Origin of the sequence: uncultured Dubosiella sp., from assembly GCF_964018005.1 — a bacterium.
GTDB lineage: Bacteria > Bacillota_I > Bacilli_A > Erysipelotrichales > Erysipelotrichaceae > Dubosiella > Dubosiella muris.
On the sequence record NZ_CAXHOA010000002.1, the window covers coordinates 59283 to 78869 of the forward strand.

23 protein-coding genes are annotated in these 19587 nt (G+C 53.3%); 20 read left to right on the plus strand and 3 right to left on the minus strand.

What is annotated here, in order from left to right:
• Positions 1-109 precede the first annotated feature (109 nt).
• The gene (locus tag ABNS49_RS01995; RefSeq protein ID WP_289108348.1) at positions 110-1477 is read right to left on the minus strand and encodes a sodium-dependent transporter; all 1368 of its coding nucleotides are present in this window, start codon (positions 1475-1477) and stop codon (positions 110-112) included.
• 107 nt (positions 1478-1584) lie between these two features.
• Between ABNS49_RS01995 and ABNS49_RS02000 the strand changes: the two genes are divergently transcribed.
• From ABNS49_RS02000 to nth, 12 genes are all read left to right on the plus strand, one after another.
• Positions 1585-2412: an HAD-IIB family hydrolase gene (locus ABNS49_RS02000; RefSeq protein ID WP_168353593.1), complete on the plus strand. Its 828-nt coding sequence runs from the start codon at positions 1585-1587 to the stop codon at positions 2410-2412.
• A 128-nt stretch (positions 2413-2540) separates the two neighbouring features.
• On the plus strand, positions 2541-4121 hold the full coding sequence (locus ABNS49_RS02005) for an FAD-dependent protein (RefSeq protein WP_135980470.1): 1581 nt from the start codon (positions 2541-2543) through the stop codon (positions 4119-4121).
• Positions 4122-4646, plus strand: a complete 525-nt coding sequence (locus ABNS49_RS02010) for a YqeG family HAD IIIA-type phosphatase (RefSeq protein ID WP_135980469.1) — start codon at positions 4122-4124, stop codon at positions 4644-4646.
• Complete coding sequence (locus tag ABNS49_RS02015) at positions 4639-5715, plus strand: GTPase (protein WP_135980468.1); 1077 nt, start codon at positions 4639-4641, stop codon at positions 5713-5715. Before ABNS49_RS02010 ends, ABNS49_RS02015 begins: the two co-directional genes overlap by 8 nt.
• A 1-nt stretch (position 5716) precedes the next feature.
• On the plus strand, positions 5717-6007 hold the full coding sequence (locus ABNS49_RS02020; RefSeq protein WP_135980467.1) for a YhbY family RNA-binding protein: 291 nt from the start codon (positions 5717-5719) through the stop codon (positions 6005-6007).
• Positions 6004-7035 carry a nicotinate (nicotinamide) nucleotide adenylyltransferase gene (gene nadD / locus ABNS49_RS02025; RefSeq protein ID WP_289183508.1) on the plus strand — a complete coding sequence of 344 codons (1032 nt, stop codon included), beginning with the start codon at positions 6004-6006 and terminating at the stop codon, positions 7033-7035. Before ABNS49_RS02020 ends, nadD begins: the two co-directional genes overlap by 4 nt.
• A complete protein-coding gene (gene rsfS, locus ABNS49_RS02030) occupies positions 7036-7374 on the plus strand; it encodes a ribosome silencing factor (protein WP_135980465.1) in 339 nt (112 codons plus the stop codon).
• Positions 7364-8074, plus strand: coding sequence for a class I SAM-dependent methyltransferase (locus tag ABNS49_RS02035; protein ID WP_289108345.1), 711 nt, complete (start codon positions 7364-7366; stop codon positions 8072-8074). The genes rsfS and ABNS49_RS02035 overlap by 11 nt, the downstream gene beginning before the upstream one ends.
• Position 8075: 1 nt before the next feature.
• Positions 8076-8753, plus strand: coding sequence for a 5'-methylthioadenosine/adenosylhomocysteine nucleosidase (locus ABNS49_RS02040; RefSeq protein WP_135980463.1), 678 nt, complete (start codon positions 8076-8078; stop codon positions 8751-8753).
• A 44-nt stretch (positions 8754-8797) separates the two neighbouring features.
• Positions 8798-9280, plus strand: a complete 483-nt coding sequence (locus ABNS49_RS02045) for a hypothetical protein (protein WP_289197261.1) — start codon at positions 8798-8800, stop codon at positions 9278-9280.
• A 3-nt stretch (positions 9281-9283) separates the two neighbouring features.
• A complete protein-coding gene (locus ABNS49_RS02050; RefSeq protein ID WP_135980461.1) occupies positions 9284-9826 on the plus strand; it encodes a DnaD domain protein in 543 nt (180 codons plus the stop codon).
• The gene (gene nth, locus ABNS49_RS02055) at positions 9826-10515 is read left to right on the plus strand and encodes an endonuclease III (protein WP_289108344.1); all 690 of its coding nucleotides are present in this window, start codon (positions 9826-9828) and stop codon (positions 10513-10515) included. Before ABNS49_RS02050 ends, nth begins: the two co-directional genes overlap by 1 nt.
• A 19-nt stretch (positions 10516-10534) precedes the next feature.
• On the opposite strand, the gene ABNS49_RS02060 is transcribed toward nth, so the two are convergent.
• Positions 10535-11698: a hypothetical protein gene (locus ABNS49_RS02060; RefSeq protein WP_289108343.1), complete on the minus strand. Its 1164-nt coding sequence runs from the start codon at positions 11696-11698 to the stop codon at positions 10535-10537.
• Positions 11699-11918: 220 nt separating this feature from the next.
• Here ABNS49_RS02060 and ABNS49_RS02065 point away from each other — a divergent pair, with 220 nt between their 5' ends.
• The 8 genes from ABNS49_RS02065 to ABNS49_RS02100 all read left to right on the plus strand — a co-directional run bounded on the left by ABNS49_RS02065 (position 11919) and on the right by ABNS49_RS02100 (position 17803).
• Positions 11919-12308 carry a hypothetical protein gene (locus tag ABNS49_RS02065; RefSeq protein WP_289108342.1) on the plus strand — a complete coding sequence of 130 codons (390 nt, stop codon included), beginning with the start codon at positions 11919-11921 and terminating at the stop codon, positions 12306-12308.
• Complete coding sequence (locus tag ABNS49_RS02070; RefSeq protein WP_289108341.1) at positions 12239-12700, plus strand: hypothetical protein; 462 nt, start codon at positions 12239-12241, stop codon at positions 12698-12700. The genes ABNS49_RS02065 and ABNS49_RS02070 overlap by 70 nt, the downstream gene beginning before the upstream one ends.
• A 153-nt stretch (positions 12701-12853) precedes the next feature.
• A complete protein-coding gene (locus ABNS49_RS02075) occupies positions 12854-13336 on the plus strand; it encodes a PTS glucose transporter subunit IIA (protein ID WP_289108340.1) in 483 nt (160 codons plus the stop codon).
• A gap of 12 nt (positions 13337-13348) precedes the next feature.
• The gene (locus tag ABNS49_RS02080) at positions 13349-14185 is read left to right on the plus strand and encodes a PRD domain-containing protein (protein WP_289108339.1); all 837 of its coding nucleotides are present in this window, start codon (positions 13349-13351) and stop codon (positions 14183-14185) included.
• Positions 14186-14257: 72 nt separating this feature from the next.
• Entirely contained in the window at positions 14258-15391 is a 1134-nt protein-coding gene (locus tag ABNS49_RS02085; RefSeq protein ID WP_289108338.1) for a PTS transporter subunit EIIC, read from the plus strand.
• Positions 15363-15692, plus strand: coding sequence for a hypothetical protein (locus ABNS49_RS02090; RefSeq protein ID WP_289108337.1), 330 nt, complete (start codon positions 15363-15365; stop codon positions 15690-15692). Before ABNS49_RS02085 ends, ABNS49_RS02090 begins: the two co-directional genes overlap by 29 nt.
• A gap of 80 nt (positions 15693-15772) precedes the next feature.
• Positions 15773-16525, plus strand: coding sequence for a ChbG/HpnK family deacetylase (locus ABNS49_RS02095; protein ID WP_289108336.1), 753 nt, complete (start codon positions 15773-15775; stop codon positions 16523-16525).
• An 87-nt stretch (positions 16526-16612) separates the two neighbouring features.
• Positions 16613-17803 carry a MupG family TIM beta-alpha barrel fold protein gene (locus ABNS49_RS02100; protein WP_304968678.1) on the plus strand — a complete coding sequence of 397 codons (1191 nt, stop codon included), beginning with the start codon at positions 16613-16615 and terminating at the stop codon, positions 17801-17803.
• Between the two features lie 181 nt (positions 17804-17984).
• Here the strand turns inward: ABNS49_RS02100 and ABNS49_RS02105 are convergent, their stop codons facing one another.
• Positions 17985-19544 (minus strand): ABC transporter ATP-binding protein, encoded by a 1560-nt coding sequence (locus ABNS49_RS02105; RefSeq protein ID WP_305084783.1) that lies wholly within the window; start codon positions 19542-19544, stop codon positions 17985-17987.
• Between the last annotated feature and the right edge of the window lie 43 nt (positions 19545-19587).

Consider the following 19587-nt stretch of genomic DNA (forward strand, 5'->3'; position numbering starts at 1 on the left):
CTTCTTTCTTTTTCTCTTTTATTGTAGGATGGGCGCGGCAGATTCTCCAATATTTCTTTGGCATACGTTTCCATTCGCGCAAGGAATAAAAAAAGATGCCTTATGGCATCTAAGCAAGAAAAGGAACGAGTCCCAAAACAAACACGACGAGAATCACGCAAGGCAGGACATAGCGGCAGTAGTTTTTCATCCAGGGTTTGACTTGCACGCCCTGTCCCGTGTTGGCTTCCTTTTGAAACGCTTCCCAGCCCCAGCCCTGGCTCCAGGTGCAAAACAGCACGAAGACAAGCGAGCCCAGTGGCAGCATGATGTTGGAAACGAGGAAGTCCTCAAAGTCCAGAATCGTCGTTCCGGCGCCGAGCGGCGCGATGTTTTCAAGCACGTTGAATCCAAGCGCGCAAGGCAGCGACAACACGAAGACGACGACAAGGTTGACCAGACACGCCTTCTTGCGCGACCAGCCAAATAGCTCCATGGTGCTGGACAGGATGTTTTCAAACACGGCCAGAACCGTCGAGAGGGCGGCAAATGACATGAAGACGAAAAAGAGCGCGCCCCACAAGCGGCCCAGTGGCATGTTGTGGAACAAGTTGGGCAGCGTGATGAAAATGAGCGACGGGCCTGCGCTTACTTCCACGTTGTACGCGAAGCAGGCCGGAATGATAATCAAGCCCGCGGTAATGGCCACGAACGTGTCCAGCAGGGCGACGTTGATGGACTCGCCCATGAGCGCGTGGTCTTTGTCGATGTAGGAGCCAAAGATGGCCATGGCGCCAATGCCCAGCGACAAAGTGAAGAACGCCTGGTTCATGGCCGCCACGATGACGTTGAGGGCGCCGGCTTCCTGAAAGCGGCTCCAGCTTGGCAGCAAGTAAAAGGCGAGCCCTTCCTGGGCGCCGTCAAGAAACAGCGAGTTGACGGCCAGCACGACCATGATGGCCAGCAGCGCCAGCATCATCCATTTGGTGATGCGCTCCAGTCCGTTTTGCAGTCCGAGCGCGCACACGCCAAATCCGATGGCGACGACAAGACCCATGAAGAAGACGAGCGTCCACGGGTCCTGGTTCATGGCCGTGAAGTGGGCGGCGACGGTTTCCGGGGTGGAGAAGTCGAGCCGGCCGGTCGCCATGTCGACAAAGTATTTGAGCATCCATCCGGCGACGGTCGTGTAAAACATCATAAGCAAGTAGTTGCCGGCGATGGCGAACTTGCTGTGGTGGTGCCACTTCGAGCCTTTGGGCTCCAGCTCGTTGTACATTTTCGCGCAGGAGCGTTTCGCGGCCCGGCCCATGGAAAATTCCATCGTCATGACCGGGATGCCGAGCACGACAAGGAAAAACAAGTAAATCAAAATAAAAATCGCGCCGCCGTTTTGCCCGGCGACATATGGAAATTTCCAGACGTTGCCGATGCCGATCGCGCAGCCCGCCGACAGCAGGATAAAGCCAAGTCTGGAACCAAGTTTTTCGCGTTCCATAAAAATTCCCCCTTCTTTTTTATTCGTATTCCATCTTACCATAACGAAAACCAAAAAGCGGCGGAGAATTTGTATTTGCGCACGGAAAAATGCGGTACAATGAAAGCATGGAAAAAAAAATAAAACTCATCCTGCTCGACATTGACGGAACGATCGTCAACTCGAGCTGGGACATGACACCGCTCACCAAACAAACCTTGACCAGGCTCCATGCCGCCGGCATTTTGCTTGGGATCGCTTCCGGCCGTCCGGTCGACGACATTTCGTTCCATTTGAAAAAGTGGGATTTGCCGTTTGATTTTGATGTGCTTGTCGGCTTGAACGGCTGCGAAGTCCAAAACAACGTCACCGGCGCGTACTCGATTTCCCACGAGCTCGACTGCCAGCGCTTGAGAACCGCCGTCACCTTGATGCAGGACCACTTCGACTGCATTCCGTTTTTGTATCGCGGCCCTTTGATCCACGCGCTCAAAGTCGATGAAGTCATTCGCACCTCGGCGCTCAAGTCCGGCAAGCAGCCGGTAGAAGTCGACCTGGACACCTTGTGCCAGTCGCCGTGCGTGAAAGTGATGTTTCGCACGAAGGACGGTCAAACCGTCGCGGAGATGGAACGCTTTTTGCAGGACACACCAACACCGGGATTGAAATGGTTCAAGACGCAGGAAACGCTTATGGAAGTGTCCGATCCCGACGTGTCCAAAGCGCTTGCCCTCCCCATCTTGTGCGCGCAGCTCGATTTGCCGGTTGAGGCGATCATGGCGTGCGGCGACACGACCAACGACAACGAGATGCTTTCGCAAGCCGGCCTTGGCGTCTGCCTGGCCAACGGCACCGACGACACGAAGGCGTGCGCCGACGAGATCACGGCGATCGACAACGATCACGACGGCCTGGCGCGGCATTGGATGGAACATCACCCGGAACTGTTCGACTAAACGAAAACACCATGCGGTTTTGGCAGGACGCGCATGGTGTTTTTATGGTTTTGTCATCAAAGCTGGCAAAGCGCGTGAAAACAAGCGCCTTTTTTTGTCGAAAGACGGGTTGGTGTTATAATGAATCCATGATTCGAGTACATCAAATAAAAACAAGCAGCCGGCAGCGCGAGGACATTCGGGCCGCCCTGCTCCAAAAACTGAATATGCCGGAAGCCGACTTGATCGACTTCCACTTGTATCGGCGAAGCGTGGACGCCCGCGGGCACCACGTGACGTTTTCATGGACCGTGGACGCCAAGGTGCACCACGAAAAAAAGTATTTAAAGCACAAGGATGTCGTCAAAAAGCCAAACGAGCGCTTTGATTTCGTCCCGAAAGGGAACATCCCGTTGACGAACCGGCCGGTGGTCGTCGGGTTTGGCCCGGCGGGAATGTTCGCCGCGCTCGTGCTCAGCCAGCAAGGCTATCGCCCTGTCGTGATCGAGCGGGGCTCCTCGATCAAAAAGCGGCAGGCGGATGTGAACCGGTTTTGGAAAGAAGGCGTTTTGGACCCCGAAAGCAACGTCCAGTTTGGCGAAGGCGGGGCCGGCGCGTTTTCGGATGGCAAGCTGACGAGCCGGACGAAAGATCCGCTGCTTCGAAAGGTTTTGGAGGAGCTGGTTCATTATGGCGCCGATCCCGACATTTTGATCGATGCCTATCCGCATATCGGCTCGGACGCACTGGCCGGCATTATCGAGCGCATGCGCGACGACATGATCAAAATGGGCGCGACGTTTCTTTTCGACACGAAGGTCGAGGACGTCGTGACAGAAGAGGGGGCGCTTTGCGCGCTGGTCGCCAACGAAAAGACGATCGACTGCCAGGCGTGCGTGCTCGCGATCGGGCACAGCGCCATGGATACGGTGCACGCGCTATACGAAAAAGGCATGCGTTTGGAAAACAAGCCGTTTCCGATTGGCGTGCGCATCGAGCACACCCAGGCGTTTATCAACGAGGCGATGCTTGGCGATTTCAAAGACGACCCGCGCCTCGTTCCGGCCCGGTACACGCTGACGGAAATGACGTCCAACCATAAAGGGGTGTACACGTTTTGCATGTGCCCGGGCGGATACGTCATTCCAAGCGCCGCCCAGCCCGGACAGCTTGTCGTCAACGGCATGTCATACGCCGATCGGGCGGGCACGAACGCCAACAGCGCGCTGCTCATCCAGTGCGACGCGTCCGATTATGGGACGAATTTGTTCGATGGCGAGCGATTCGTGGAGGCGCTGGAGCGCAAGGCGTACGCGATGACGGAAAACTACAAGGTGCCTGTCCAGCTCGCGTCCGATTATTTGCGCGGGCAGACGAGCGACCATTTGGAAGGCGTAGAGCCTTCGTACGCTTTGGGCTATTCGTTTGTCGACTTGAACACGCTCTTTCCGCCGCAGCTCAATGCCTCCCTCCACGAGGCGCTGGAGGCGTTTGAACGCAAGGTTCCCGGCTTTGTTTCGTCGGGCGCCGTGCTGTCCGCCATCGAGTCCCGAAGCAATCCGACGGTGCGGCTCGTGCGCGACAAGGAAACGCGGATGAGCAGCTTGTCGGGCGTGTATCCGTGCGGCGAGGGCAGCGGGTACGCGGGCGGCATCGTGACCAGCGCGATCGACGGCATCAAGAGCGCCCAGGCGCTCATGGATCGCTTTGCGAAATGTGAGGTAAAATAAATGCGTTTATTCAAACCGGATTACTATGTCCGCAATTTTGAAAAAATAAATTTGGACCGTCTGAAAAAAAGAGGAATCAAACTTCTGCTTTGCGACATCGACAACACGCTGGTCGCCTACAACGACCCGGATTCGAACGCGAAGGTGAAGCGTTTTTTGCGCGACGTGGAAGCCCATGGCATCCAGGTGGCGCTGTGTTCGAACGCCGCGCCGGCCAGAGCCAAGCGGTTCGCGCGCGATCTTGACGTGGAAAAAGTGTACTATCTCTCGTTCAAGCCGCTGGCGCGCAACATGAAAAAAGCGATGCGCCACTTTCACGTTTCGCCAAGACAGACGGCGCTGCTCGGGGACCAGCTGCTGACGGATATGCTTGGCGGACATCTGGCGGGGGTGTACACGATTTTGACCGCCCCGATCATTGAAAAGGACAAACTCGACACCCGGATCAACCGGTTTTTCGAAGGGTTCATCTATCGGCATTTTGAAAAAAACAATATTTTGAAAAAGGGGGATTTTGATGACTAAATACTGCAAAGGATGCGGGGCCCGGCTCCAAAACGACGATGAAAACGCGATTGGCTATGTGCCGACGCTGGATTCGTCGTATTGCCAGCGGTGCTATCGCATTCGCCATTATGGCGACGTGACGATCAACTTGCAGCAGGGAATCGAATCGAGCGAGACGTTTGAAAAAATCGACCGTCTGGAAGGCGTCGTGTTTTGGGTCGTGGACTTGTTCGCGTTTGAATCGAGCCTGATTTCCCGGCTGAACCAAAAGCTGCCGGGAAAAAAGATCGTGCTCGTGCTTACGAAACGCGACGTGCTGCCCAAGACGCTCACCGACCGCAAGATTTTCGATTTCGTGGACGAGCGTCTGGCCGAGGAACACATTCGGGTGGAAGCCAAAATCATTTTGGGCGGCTTGCTCAAAGGCGGCGAGGAGGCAAACGCGTCGATGGCGACGCTCGACGAAGCCATACACCGTTACGCCGCGCATCAAAACATCATCTTTATGGGGGTCGCCAACTCGGGAAAATCGACGCTGATCAACCGGCTGCTCGCTTCCAACGACTTGACGACTTCGCGCAATCCTGGAACGACGATCGACGTGGTGACGATTGAAAACGGCGACCATATCCTTTACGACACGCCCGGCATCGAAGATCCGCACAGCGTGCTCACCCACGTGGAGCCCAAAGATTTGAAAACGCTCATTCCAACGAAGCCGATTCGACCGCTTGTGACCCAGATTTACGAAAACCAGTCGTTCGCGGTGGGCGGTCTGGCCCGCATGGACGTGTATACAAACGGCAAGGCGACGGTCGTGGCTTACTTTTCGCGCAGCCTGAGCGTGCATCGTGGCAAAGTGGAGAAGGCGGACGCGCTGTGGCAGCGCCATATTGGCGGCATGCTTTCGCCGACGCTGGATTCGTCGCCAGATTCCATGCAGGTGTACCAGGCGCCCGCTTTTGACGGGAAGCTCGATGTCGTCATTCATGGAATCGGCTGGTTTTGCGTGTCGGGCGATATTAAGGAAATTTACGTAAGAGTGCACAAAGGCATCTTTGTGACGTTTAGAAAGGCAATGATTTAACATGTTGAACAATCAGGATAAAAAATATTTAAGAGGACAGGCGCAGGAAATGAGCGCCCTGGTGCAAATCGGAAAATCGGGGCTTTCGATGAATTTGTACGAGTCGCTTGATCTGGCGCTGGAAGCGCACGAGCTTGTGAAAGTCAGCTTGCTCAAAACGGCGCCTCTTGACGCGCGCGAGGCGGCGATCGAATGCGCGGCCAACACGCATTCCGAAGTCGTCCATCTTGTCGGCCGGACCTTCGTGTTGTACCGGCGCAGCAAGGAAAACAAGATGGGATTGAAAAAATGAGGCATGTGGCGCTGCTTGGCGGATCGTTCGATCCGATCCACCGCGGTCATTTGACGATGGCGCGCACCGCCCTCGAACAGCTGGGCGCGGATGAAGTGTGGTTCATCCCGACGTACGAGACACCGCTTAAAGACCGCGTGCTGACGAGCGATTCGCATCGTCTGGCGATGATTGAGCTCGCGATCCAGGACGAGCCGCGTTTTCGCTGCGATCCCATCGAGGTCGAGCGCGCGGAAAAATCGTACACGATCGACACGCTGCGGGAGCTGACGGCCCGCTATCCGGATACGAAGTTCACGATTTTGATTGGCGCCGACCAGGTCGCGCAGTTCGACCGGTGGCGCGACCACGAACAGCTGCTCGAGCTGGCGAACGTCGTCGGCGTGGAGCGGGAAGGAATCGTGGGGGCCAATCCGTGCGGCTTGCCTTGCGTCAAAATGGAGGCGGTGCCGGTGTCCTCGTCGATGGTTCGGCTTGGTCAAGGCTTGAATTATGTCGACCGGCGCGTTTTGGATTATATTTACGCGCATCGGCTGTATGTGAAGGATTTTATTAAGTCGAGGGTGCATGAGCACCGGTATTTGCATTCGTGTTCGGTGGCGGACCTTTGCGAGCTGTTCGCGCTGGAAAACGGATACGATCCGACCAAGGCGTATTTGGCGGGGCTGTTCCACGATGTATGCAAGGAGCTGGCGCCCAGCCAGATGCGGGCCTGGATCAAGGCGATCGCCCCCAAGTACCTCGACGCCCATCCGGCGATTTGGCATGGCTTTGTAGGCGGGCAGGTGGTCCGGTCGGTTTTCTTTATGGATGACTGGCAAATCGCCAACGCGATCCACTGGCACGTCCTTGGCCAAAGCGGCGATCCGTACGCGATGATGGTGTATTGCGCCGACAAGCTGGATCCGCTGCGCGGGTATGACAGCTACGACTTGATCGAGGAATGCAAGCGCGATATTTACAAAGGGTTTGAAAAAACCAAAGCACAAAACGACGAATATGTGAAAAAGAAGGAGAATCGGAAATAAATGGATGTATTGAATATCGTATTGAACGCGATTTCGGAGCGGAAAGGCGAAGCCATCGACGTGTATGACGTGCGCTCGCTCACGCCGTTTCTGGATACGATGGTCGTGGCGTCGTCATCGAATTTGCGGCAAAACAACGCGATTGCGGCCAATATTCGCGACCGGCTCAAGGAAGCCGGCTACACGGGCGAGATTCGCGAGGAAGGCATGAAAGAGTCGAAATGGCTTTTGATCGACTTGAAGGAAATCGTCGTGCATTTGTTTGTGGGCGAGGAACGGAACGCATACGGGCTGGATCGTTTGTATGCCGACGTTTTGGCGGAACGCTATGATGTATAACACGCTGGCGCGCTACTATGACGCGCTGGTCAAAGACGACGAGGCGACAAAGGCGTATGTGAACTGGATCGAGTCGTTCCATCCCGGAAAGAAAATGCTGGAGCTGGCGTGCGGCTCGGGGGAAATCACGGAACGGCTGGCGCGGGTCGGGCACCGGCTGGATGCGCTGGATTTAAGCGCGGACATGGTGGAGCAGGCGAAACAAAAAGATCCGGAGCGCCTGATCGGGTTTTCCGTGCGGGACATGCTCGATTTGACGGGTTTACCAATGTACGAGGCGGTGGTGTGCGTGTGCGACAGCTTCAACTATCTTTTGGAAAAGCAGGACGTCGCTCGTTTTTTCGAACAGGTGGCCGGCCATATCGAGGCGGGTGGCTTGTTTTTCTTCGACACGCATTCGCTGGACCGGCTGGATGAATTCGCGGACGAGTTTAACGAGACGGGCGCCTTTGAAGACGGCGTCCAGTACCAGTGGTCGATTATGGCGGAGGACGACTTCGTATATCAGGACTTCGCGTTTTATCTCGCGGATGGATCGGTGGTCCAGGAACATCATATGCAGCGGGTGTACGCCCCGCGGTTTTTAGAGGAGGCGCTCGAGCCGTGGTTCGACATCGTGTCGGTGACGACGGATTTCGACGAGAAAGGCATCGCGACGGGCGAGAAGTATTTTTTTGTATGTAAAAGGAAAAGAGGATAAAATGATTGGAATCATTTGCGCCATGGAGGAGGAGCTGCAAGCGGTCCTCGCCCATGTAAAAGAGGAAAAACAAGTGCGGACCGGCACGACGCGGCTGCATTACGGCACGCTGAACGGGCAGGCGATCGTCGCCTGCCTAAGTGGTGTCGGCAAGGTGAACGCGGCGATGGCGGCCACGATCGTATGCATGGAGCCGGCTGTCGACCTGGTGATGAATGTCGGGGTGGCGGGCGGCTTGCGCTCCGGCCAGCACGTTTGCGACCTGGTGATTTCCGACGCGCTCGTGCAGGCGGATTTTGACTCGAGTCCGCTAGATGGCGAAGAGGGGATCGGCTTGCGGTTTCCGGTGCGGCCCGAACTGGTCCGGAAGGCGTCGGCGATTGCCAGACAGCTCGATATTCCGTACCATGTGGGGACGATCGCGACGCAGGACTTGTTCATGGCCCGTCCCGAGGATTTCGCGAAGCTGATGGATCGGTTTCCGCAAAGCGCGTGCGCGGAAATGGAAGGGGGCGCTGTCGCGCAAGTGGCGATCGCGTTTGAAAAACCGGTGCTGGTGCTGCGGACGTTGTCGGATGTCGTGCACCATGCCGACAATCCGATGGAATTTTCGAAATTCGCGGCGCTGGCCAGCCGGCAGGCGGCCGATGTGATCGCGGCGTGGTGCGCGCAGGCGTAAGGAGGGAAGTTTCTCTCCTTTTTTTTCTATGTTATAATGGGCCCATGGCAGTGCTAAAGAAGAAAACGAAAAAAAGAGGGGGTTCCTCGTATTACGGGTTCCCGATGACATTGACGCTGGTGTTCACCTTTTTGTTTGTGTTCGCGCTTTTATGGTCGTTGTTTATTAGCGGCCCGGCGCGGGTGCATGACGAGCAGCTGGCGAAGGCGTACGTGACAATCGAAAAGAAGGTGCCGGGCATTCAAGGGCTGCGCCAAAACATATTCGACTATGTGACGTATCAAGGCTATACGGAAGACACGCTGTACTGGTTCGACCAGAAGCTTGACGAGATCACGACGCGGGACATCGGGACGCTGGACTATGAAAAAGCGCGCGAAATCGCCCAAAAGGAATACGGGATCGAGCCAAGCACGGTGGAGCTGACGTTTGGATACAACAGTCCATGCTACGAAGTGATCGGATCGGATCGGATGCTTTTGCTCGACTACGACACGTTCACCCGGGTTTATGAAAGGCAGGTATAGAGGATGGCACAAAATATTGACTGGTCCGCGCCCTGGATCGACCAGTGCGCGTGGATTTTTTCCAATTTGGAGAATTTGACGCTGGACGCGAAAGAGGCGCTCATCGTGCTGCTGATCGCGCATTACAACCGGCACGACCTTCCGATTTCGACGGAGGCGTTCGCGCAAAAGGCGAAAATCAGCGAAGAGGAAGTGGATACGATTTTTCAAATTTTGTCCACGAAAGGGTATTTGACGATCGACTTTGTGAACGGAAAAGTCGTGTTCTGTCTGGACGGGCTCGTACGGATGACAAGAGTGCCTGGAAAACAGCTTTCCAAAAGCTTGATTTCGGAATTCGAGGATGAATTCGGACGCGATCTGAGTCCGCAGGAAATGCAGAAAATTTTAGATTTGTCCGAAAAATTCACGGAGCGGCAGGTGATTTGCGCGTTGAACGAGGCGTCTGTCTACAACAAGCGCAATTTGACGTACATTGAGAACGTGCTTATTTCCTGGAGCAACAAGGGGCTGAGTACGGAAGATATCGAAAGCGGGATCCGGTAATGACGGGCAATGAAATCGTCGAAAAAATTGAAACGATTTTTCCGGACGCGCAATGCGAGCTTTTCCACGACTCGACGTTTCAGCTGGTCGTGGCGGTGATTTTGTCGGCGCAAACAACGGACGCTTCCGTCAACAAAGTGACGCCGAAGCTGTTTGAAGCATATCCGGACGCGCAAAGCCTCGCCAAAGCCGAGGCGGCGGATGTCGAACCGTACATCCGCTCGATTGGTTTGTATCGTTCGAAGGCGAAAAACATCGTTTCGATGGCCCGGGATTTGATGGCGCGTTTTGACGGCGTCGTGCCGAGCACGTATAAAGAATTGCAGTCGCTGGCGGGCGTGGGACGAAAGACGGCCAATGTCGTGCGCAGCGTCGCGTTCGACATTCCAAGCTTCGCGGTGGATACCCATGTGGATCGGGTGAGCAAGCGGCTTGGCCTGGCGAAGTTTGGCGACAGCGTGGAGAAGGTGGAGGAAAAGCTGAAGCGAAAGATCGACCGGGACCGTTGGAACCAGGCGCATCACGATTTCATCTTTTTCGGCCGCTATTTTTGTACGGCGCGCAATCCGAAATGCGAAGAATGCCCATTTCAGTCGTTTTGTAAAAAAGAGGGTCTGGAAGCGTATAAAAAGAGCGAAAAACAGCGGCTTTCCAAAAAAAATGAACAAGCAAAAACCGATGGCGAATGATTCCATCGGTATTTTTTGGTTACTGGCTGTCGCCGCCGCTTTCCGGTGGCGTGATTGGATCGACGGGTGTCGGATCTGGTGTCGGGGTCGGCTCCGGATCTGGTGTCGGCGTTGGTTCCGGGTCCGGCGTCGGGGTTGGCTCTGGATCTGGTGTCGGCGTTGGTTCCGGATCTGGCGTCGGGGTCGGGTCCGGCGTGGTCGTTCCGGTATTGCCTGAATTTCCCGGATAGTACGTTCCCGGGTTGGAGTAGGATGGTTCCTGATATGCTGGTGTTTGATTTGAGGTGTTCGTTTCCGGTTCGGCCGCCTTTGGCTCGGCTTCGGTTTTGGTTTCGGCCGGGGCGCCTTCCGGTTTGAACGTTTCCGGATTGAAGTATTTTTTACCGTCCGGTTTGGTGTAGGAAATCGCGTTTTTCAGCGTTCCTTTTTCCTTTTGGAGCAAAATCGTCTCGATTTCCTTTGGTTGTGGCGCGATCGAGATGGATGTCTGGGTTCCGCTGTTCAGGGCGTCCCAGGTTTGCTGGCTGAGCGGAACGAGTCCGTCCACCATGGACGAGAGGGTTTCGCCGTTGGCGACGTCTTTGGCGCTGACGACTTTCACGTTGACTTCCTGTTCCAGAAATTTGCCGTTTTCGCAGATGGCTTTGACTTTGATCGTGTTTTCGCCCGGCTTCGTGATGTCGACGGCGTCGGTTTCAATGCGGACCGGCTCGTTCGCGATCGCGAGGAAGTAGTTCGCCAAGTCGAAGTCGATGGCGTCCTGCTCGACGACGACAAGTTCCGGGAAGCCGATGAAGCGCGGCAGGCCGGCGGTGGTGTCTTCCTTGACGACGAGCTTGGAGCTGACTTTTTGATCGCCTCGAATAAGCGTGACGGTGTAGGTGCCGGGTTCGAGCGCGTCTTTTCCTTTCGTGGTCACTTTTTTCGTCGTGGCGTCGTAGGTGTATTTGGACGAATCGCTCAGCAGCGGACTTTCAATCGTGACGCCTTCGGCATCGGATTCCAGAAAGAGCGCGGGTTCCAGGCGGATGGCTTCGCCATACGGAACTTCCACTTGTTCTTTGGCTTCGATCGTGTCTTTGGGCAGGAACATAAAAAAACCGATGGCGGCCAGAATTGCGACGACGCTTAGACTGATCCCGACAATTAGGTTTCGTTTACGAATCGAACTTGTTTTTTTCATTACATTCTCTCTCCTCTTACTTTTATAATTTTCTTGGTTGATTTTCTTTTTTCATTATATCAGAAATGGGGGGAGGATTTTGGGAAAAATCAAAACTTGTATGGAAGAAAAACGGAATTCCATTTTTTTTAATTTTTTTCTTTTCGATCTACTTGGATCCAATTTCATCGCACTTACTTATGATTATGAAGGAGGAAATTTTCTGGATAAAGACAGAAGTTTGAAAGCACTCCTCTCCATCAAAGAAATTTTTGCGTCTTTGGTGAACACGTTCGTGTGTGACGGGACGCCAAAAGTAAAACCGGAACAAATCGTTTTTTTGACTATGCAGGGAAAGATCCATCGAAACGGGATGTTTCGGTATTTTGACCGGGATACGCTCGCTCTGGTTGTGGACGAAGAACGCAGGCCCTGGTTCCTGATTGGCTTTGAAAACCAGACGGGGATAGATCCGGATATGGACATTCGCAATTTGACGTACGACGCGACGACGTGGCACTGGATGACGACGAAGATCCGGCAAACCCGTAAAAAAATTCGTTGCGCGAAAAAAGCGGACGGGAAATCCATCTGGATCCGGATGACTTGTCGTATCGTATCCCCTGTGTGACGATTGTGCTTCATTATGGAAAAAAGGAGTGGAAACCGCGCACGTTGGCGCAGTCGATGCCGCAAAATGACTGTGAAAACTTGAAACGATTGAGCGCGGACCGGATCGTGGAGTCCGTGCTGGATTCGCTCATTCAATCGGAAAAGACCGAACCAACGAAGGGAGGTGTTGTGATGGCGGGGGCATTCGAGCAGTATATGAACACGGTGCTGGAAGAGAAGATGGAGAAGGAAAAGAAAGCGTGGCTTTTGGAGAAGCAGCGCTGGGACAAAGAGAAACGAAACAGGGACGAGGAAATCGGCGAGGCGGTTTCGACCTTTGTGATTTTAGCCCAGCGTCTTTTGTTGAAGGGGAAGCTGCGCGAAAAGATCATGAAGTTTTTGTTTCACTAATTCGAAAAAAGGGATTGACAACGCTTACATCAGACGTTAGGATATAGCCAGAAATAAGGTTTGTAACTCCTTGGAGGCATTACCTGTGATTGACGAAGGTCAAATGCATGGTGGATGTTGACGGGGAGTTTTTTTTACGAAAAAGGAGGGTGTATGTTTGGGTTAAAGAAAAAGTCGGAAGCGCCAAAGCGGTCGAAACTGGTTGTGGCGGCTCCATTGAGCGGAAAGCTCATTGATTTGTCGAGTGTGAACGATGCGGTGTTTTCAAAAAAGATGATGGGCGAAGGCTTTGCCATCAAGCCGGAAAACGGACAGGTCGTGGCTCCCGTCGCGGGGACGGCAATCACCGTTTTTCCGACCGGGCACGCGGTAGGCATCCGCACGAAAGACAACGTGGATGTGCTTGTCCACATCGGACTGGATACGGTAAACTTGAAAGGAGAAGGGTTCAAGACGCTCATCCAGGAAGGCGACGAGGTGCGAATCGGGCAGCCAATCGTGGATTTTGATCAAGACGTGATTGAGAAAAACGGATTCGAAACGACGACGATGGTCGTTTTTACGGAAGGATTCAAACGGCCAATCAAAGTGAATCCGAAGCAAGTCAAGGCGGGTGATGTGCTGATTCAGGCTTAGAAAGGGAAGACGATGCGGATTATTAAGAAAATCAACAACAACGTGGCGATCGGACTGGATCAAAACGAAAAGGAAGTTATCGTGTTTGGAAAAGGCGTCGGGTTTCCAGCGATTCCTTACGAGCTGAACGATCTTTCGAAAATCGACCGGACGTACTATGACATTGATCCTCGCTACTATGATTTGATCAACAGCGTGGACGAGCGCGTGCTGTTGTTGTGCACGAAAATGATGAACGTGGTTTCGACGAAAATCATCGCGGAATGGAATCCCAACCTCGTCTTTATTTTGACGGACCATATCACGTTCGCGCTGGAACGCTTCAACAAAGGGATGGCGATCCAGTTCCCCTACTCAGATGAAATCGAGCAGGAGTATCCGCAGGAAAACAAGTGGGCGTACTGGATCGTGAAAAACGTGAACCACAACTTTCGGGTAAAGCTGCCCAAAGGAGAGATCACATGCATCGCGATGCATTTAATCAACAACCAGATCGGGGACAGGAAAGGGAAGACGGAAACGGCGTCGCAGCGGTCGGACCGGATCTTGAAGTTCGCCATCGCAACGATCGAACACGATTTCGGCATTCAGATTTCCCGAAAGGATTTAAACTACTACCGGTTTAAAAACCACATCGCCTATTTTGTGAAGCGCAAGGATCGCCATGAGGAGTTCAAAGACGAAACGAGCGACTTGTACGCCATGATGATGGAAAAGTATCCGGATTCGTTCAAGACGGCGATGAAGATCAACGATTTTTTGAAGGAAGAATACCACGCGGATTGTTCGCAGGACGAGATCCTGTATTTGATGATCCACATCAACCGATTTATCCAACGAGGATTGTAACCTGGAAAACAGGGCATGACCCAAAAACTTTTAATGGTGTTTTTGGGTTTTATTTTTAGGAGGAAAAGAAAGATGGAAAAAAACCAGCAAATCGCGGCAAGCGTTTTAGAGCTTGTTGGCGGAAAAGAAAACATTTCGTTCGTGACGCACTGCATGACGCGGCTGCGCCTGAATTTGAAAGACGAAAGCATCGTGGACGACGAAAAGGTAAAGAAGATCAAAGGCGTGCTGGGCATCGCGCATTCGGGCGGCCAGTACCAAATCATCATTGGGCAAAACGTGCCAAAGGTGTACAAGGCGGTGTGTGAAACAGGCGGCTTTCAGCAAGAGGCCGCGATCGAGGAAAACCTCGATCAGCCCAAGGAGAAACTGACGTTGAAAACGATCGGATCGAATATCATGAACTATATGTCGGGCGCGATGACGCAGCTGATTGGCGTCATGATCGGAGCGGCGATGTTCAAAACCGTGCTCGTTTTGATTGGGCCGGACATGTTAAAACTTATTAGTGTGGAGAGCGACACATACTTGCTGTTGAACGCGATTTACAACGCCTTCTACTATTTTCTGCCGGTGTTTCTCGGGTATTCGGCGGCCAAAAAGCTGGGCACCAACGTCACGCTGGGCATGATGATGGGAACGTTGCTGCTGGTGCCGGATTTTGTCAGCCTGATCGGAACAAAGGAGTCGATTTCGATTTACGGCTTGTTGAACGCGCCGGTGCAGTCGTACGCGCAATCCGTTTTGCCGATTTTACTGGCGGTCGCGATCATGAGCGTCGTGGAAACGTTCTTTAAAAAAGTCGTTCCGGATGTGTTGTCGACGATTTTTGTACCGACATTGACCATCGCCGTCATGGTTCCGCTTCTGTTTTGCGTTTGTGGTCCGATTGGCGGCTATATTGGCGCATGGGTGGGTGATTTGCTGATTGGATTTGGCGATGTGGGCGGCTTTGTCGCGGTAGCGGTTGTCGCGGCGCTGTGGGAGTTCCTTGTTATGACGGGCATGCACGCGGTGCTGATTACATTCGCCATTACGACGATGCTTCAGACAGGAAGCGATTCGTTTGTGCTAGTTGCCGGAGGAATCGCGACATGGTCCGCGTTCGGCATGGCGCTGGGCGCGTTCTTTAAACAAAAAAAACAAAGAGGAGAAAGCGGAAAGCTTTGGATATTTCGTGTCGGGAATTCTCGGCGGTGTGACTGAGCCGGTGCTGTTTGGTGTCGGCATGCGCTACAAACGACCATTTATCGCTTTGTTGATTGGTGGCTTTGTTGGCGGATTGTACGCGGGCATTATGCATGTGACCACGTATGTGATGGGCGCGACGAACTTTTTGGCAATCCTTGGTTTTGTAGCCGGAGGAACGAGCAATTTGATTCACGGCATCATCGCCTCGATGATTGGCATGTTTGGAACGGCGATTCTAACATACGTCTTAGGCGGCTTCGAGGAAGAGGACGAAATCGAGGCGGCCGAGGAACTGGAACCTGTATTGGAAATTTAATCCAAAGACGGGCTGCGGAAGAAATATTCTTCCGTAGCTCGTCTTATTCGATACAATAAAGGAAAAAGGAGAAAAGGAAAATGAAGCAGATTTTAGTAAGAGCGGACGATCTGGGCTATTCGCGTGGTGTGAACTATGGCATCATGGACAGCGTGCGGCATGGCATCGTGCGGTCGGTGGGACTGATGCCGAACATGCCGGAAGCGAAAAACGGGTTTGATTTGATCAAGGATCTTGATGTGTGTATCGGGCAGCATACGAATATTTGTGTGGGGAAACCGCTTTGCGATCCGAAGGATATTCCATCGCTTGTGGACGAAAACGGAAACTTTAAAAGCTCAAAGACGTATCGTTCGGCGAAAGAGGACTTTGTCGATCTGGATGAGGTCATTTTGGAAATCGAAGCGCAATATGAAAAATTCAAGGAAATCACGGGCAGGGATCCGGGCTACTTTGAAGGGCACGCGGTGGCGAGCGACAACTTTTTCAAGGGACTGGAAATCGTGGCGAAGCGGCATGGCTTGCACTATTTGGGAATGAGCTTTAGCGGACCGGTTCCGTTTAAAAACAGCTGGATGGCGAGCAATTTTGGCTTCAACGACAAAGATTACGACCCGTTTGAAACGTTGAAGCGGATGGCGCTGGCGGACTATGACGAGAATGTCGTTCCGATGATGGTGCTCCACCCGGGCTATTTGGACGCGTTTATTTTAAAAACATCCTCGCTGCTCAAGCCAAGAACGCTGGAAGTGCAGATGACGATGGATCCGGACGTCAAACAATGGCTGAAAGACAACGACGTGCAAGTCATCTCCTATGACGAGGTAAAGTAAAAAACAAGCAGGCGTTAGGAAAAGGTTTGTTCCCTTCGCTTTGGATTGTTCTTTATAATGAATCCAAAGGATAAAGGAGAAATGAATATGAAACTTGGATTGAGCGTGTATCCGGAACAGGAAACACTGGAACAAATCGAAGCGTATTTGACATTGGGAGCGAAATATGGCTTCGATACGATTTTCACGTCCATCTTTTCGGTCGATGGAACGCGAAAGGAAATCGTGGATTATTTTAAAAAACTGACGGACATCGCCCACGGGCTGGGGTATGTGGTCGACGGTGACGTCAATACGTGGTTTTTTGAAAAGATTGGCGCCAGCTACGACGATCTTTCGGTCTTTAACGAAATGGGTATCGACATTCTTCGGATGGATGGTCCGTATGGGGACGAGCGGAACGCGGCGCTGATCAACAACCCGTTTGGCATCAAGATCGAATACAACACGTCGATGACTCGCGTCGTGGACAACGCGCTGGCGCACGGGGCGAAAAAAGAACGGATCTCCACGTGCCACAATTTCTACCCGCAGCGCTATACGGCGCCAAGCTATGAGCAAATCAAAGGGATGAACGCGCATTTTCACAAGCTGGGCATTCCAGTCGCGATGTTTTTGAACTCGCAGGTGGAAGGAACGCATGGCCCGTGGCCCGTATCGGACGGGCTGCCGACGATCGAGGAACACCGGGATGTGCCGGTGAGCGCCCAGCTCAAGCACATGCTGGCGATGAAGACGATCGACCTGGCGCTGTTTGGCAACGCGTTCGCCAGCGAGCAAGAGCTGGAAGCCGTGGCGCGGGTTTTGGACAAGGCGACGGTTTCTTTAAAAGAAGTGGATCCGAAAATGGCGCGCGCTTTACGCGGCATGTACGCGATGCATGGCAAAGCCGTGCCGAAAGAACAGCTCGTCCGCATTCCGTTTTTGATTCACGAGGAAGAAGGATTGAGCGAGGCGGAAAAGGAGCGGTTGTACTTTGGCTTTCACGCCGATCTGGGTGATTGCTTGAACTATATGCTGCGTTCCCGGTTGAGCCGGATGGCGTGCGGCAAAGAGGAAATCAAACCGCGAATTTGCGACAAGCCGATGTTTGAGCGCGGCGACGTCGTCATCGTGAACGATCATTTGCGCCATTATGCGGGCGAAGTGCAAATCGTGCTGAAGCCGATGAAAAACGACGGCCAGCGCAACTTGCTTGGGCATGTCGACGCGAGCGAGGAGGAAATCTTTGATTTGATCGAGGCGCTGGATTTCTTTACGTTTGTGAAAGCGGAATAGATACTTTGGGACAGTGCGAGCCGTCCTTTTTTGCGCAGAAATTAAAAAGTCCCTTGAAAAAGTGTAAATTGCGCGTTTTTGGTGCGGGAGGTATAGAAAAAGAAATCCGTTTCGTGAAATCGGATTTCTTTTTCATTTCAAGGCCACGAGCAAATCGGAAACGAAGCCTGAGTTCCTTTTCTCAATCTTCTTTTCTTTGCACACGCTGGATCGTTCCACGCTCCATGAATACGATCGCATCGTAAAGCTCCATATTGGCCGTAACCGGCTTGTGGCAAATGGAAACCATCGCCAAATCGGAACGTTCTAGAAACACGCGTTCGATGGTCGCGGTTGTTTGCGTGTCCAGCGCGGAAAATGCTTCGTCCAGCAAAAGCCAGGGCCGTCGCTGATACAACGCCCGGGCCAGCTGGATGCGCTGGCGTTCGCCACCCGAAAGCACGTCGTGATCCAAGCGAAGCCTCTGGTTTGGGTCCAAATAGGAAAGGCCGACCAGATCCAAAACCTCGGCGAGCCTTTTTTCGTCGCGTGGTGTATCCAGACAAATGTTGTCCGCCACGCTGCCCGGAAACAAAGGCGCGTCCTGCTCGACGATCGAACAATACGCGTGAAAGTCGGGCAGTGGCGGATCAAGAGCGATGTCGCCTTTGAGCACGTTGAACAACGTCGTCTTGCCGCAGCCCGACGGGCCGACGATCATGACCTTTTCCCGGGCGCGAAGCGTAAAGTCGATGTCGTGAAGAATCGTCTTGCCCTGGATGGCGAGCTTGTCGATTTGAACCGGGATAGAATCGGGATCCTCGCTTGGAATGGAAGAGGAAACCGCTCGATCGCGCAACACCAAAAACGAGGCCAGAATCGGCGCGTTGGACACGAGCCGGTTGCGAATTGTCGAAAAGTTGATGACCGGATTCGTGATCGTGTTGGACACCTGCATCGCGCTGACCGCCAGCCCGGCCGCCGCGCCGCTTTGCAGCAAGAGTCCGCACAAAAACACCTGACCGAAAAACAACATGTAGCCGATCTCGAAATTGATCGCGTCCAGTTTGGCTAGAAGAAGATGATTGGCGTACACCGCGTCAGCGCCGGCGTGAATCGTCTTTCGCAACATGGTTTGTTCCCGCTTTTCTAAATCGTAGTTTTTGATGACCGAAAAGTTGTGGTACATCGCCTGGATGCGGGCCAGCCATTGGCTTTGCTGGTCGAGTACCGCCTGCTGGCTCGCCTTCAGCTTCGTTTGAAACAGCGCGTTGAATCCGACCATGACGATACTGCCCGCCAGTAAAAAGCCAAGAATCAGCGGGGAAAGGGTAAAAAAGTACACGCAGCCAAACACGAAGTTGACGGCCAGCCCCATCGCCTTCAATAACGGCGTCATGTACTGGTCCATGAGTGTGTCCATCTGGGTGGACAGCTTGTTCAAGTAGGCGTTCAATTCCGTTTGGTGAAACGTTGTGTTCGACTCGGCCAGGTACGCCTGGATCGCGCCCTCGAGCAAAGTCACCCGCGTCTGGCGCTTCGCTTTCTCCATGATCCGCTCCCGGCCGTACTGGGCGATGAAATGCAAAACGATGAACCCGGCGCATATCGCGTAAAAGCGAAGGTGGTTCAAATCGGCGATGTGGTCGATGAGCAAGCCGAACACGACGGCGCTTCCGAGTTCCACGACGGCCGCCAGCACGAGCCAGAAAAAAATTTGCGCGAGCAGGTGTTTTTGATGAAAAAACAGTCGACGAATCATAGAGAGACTTCCTTTCTCGTTTGAAATCATTTTATAATGGGGA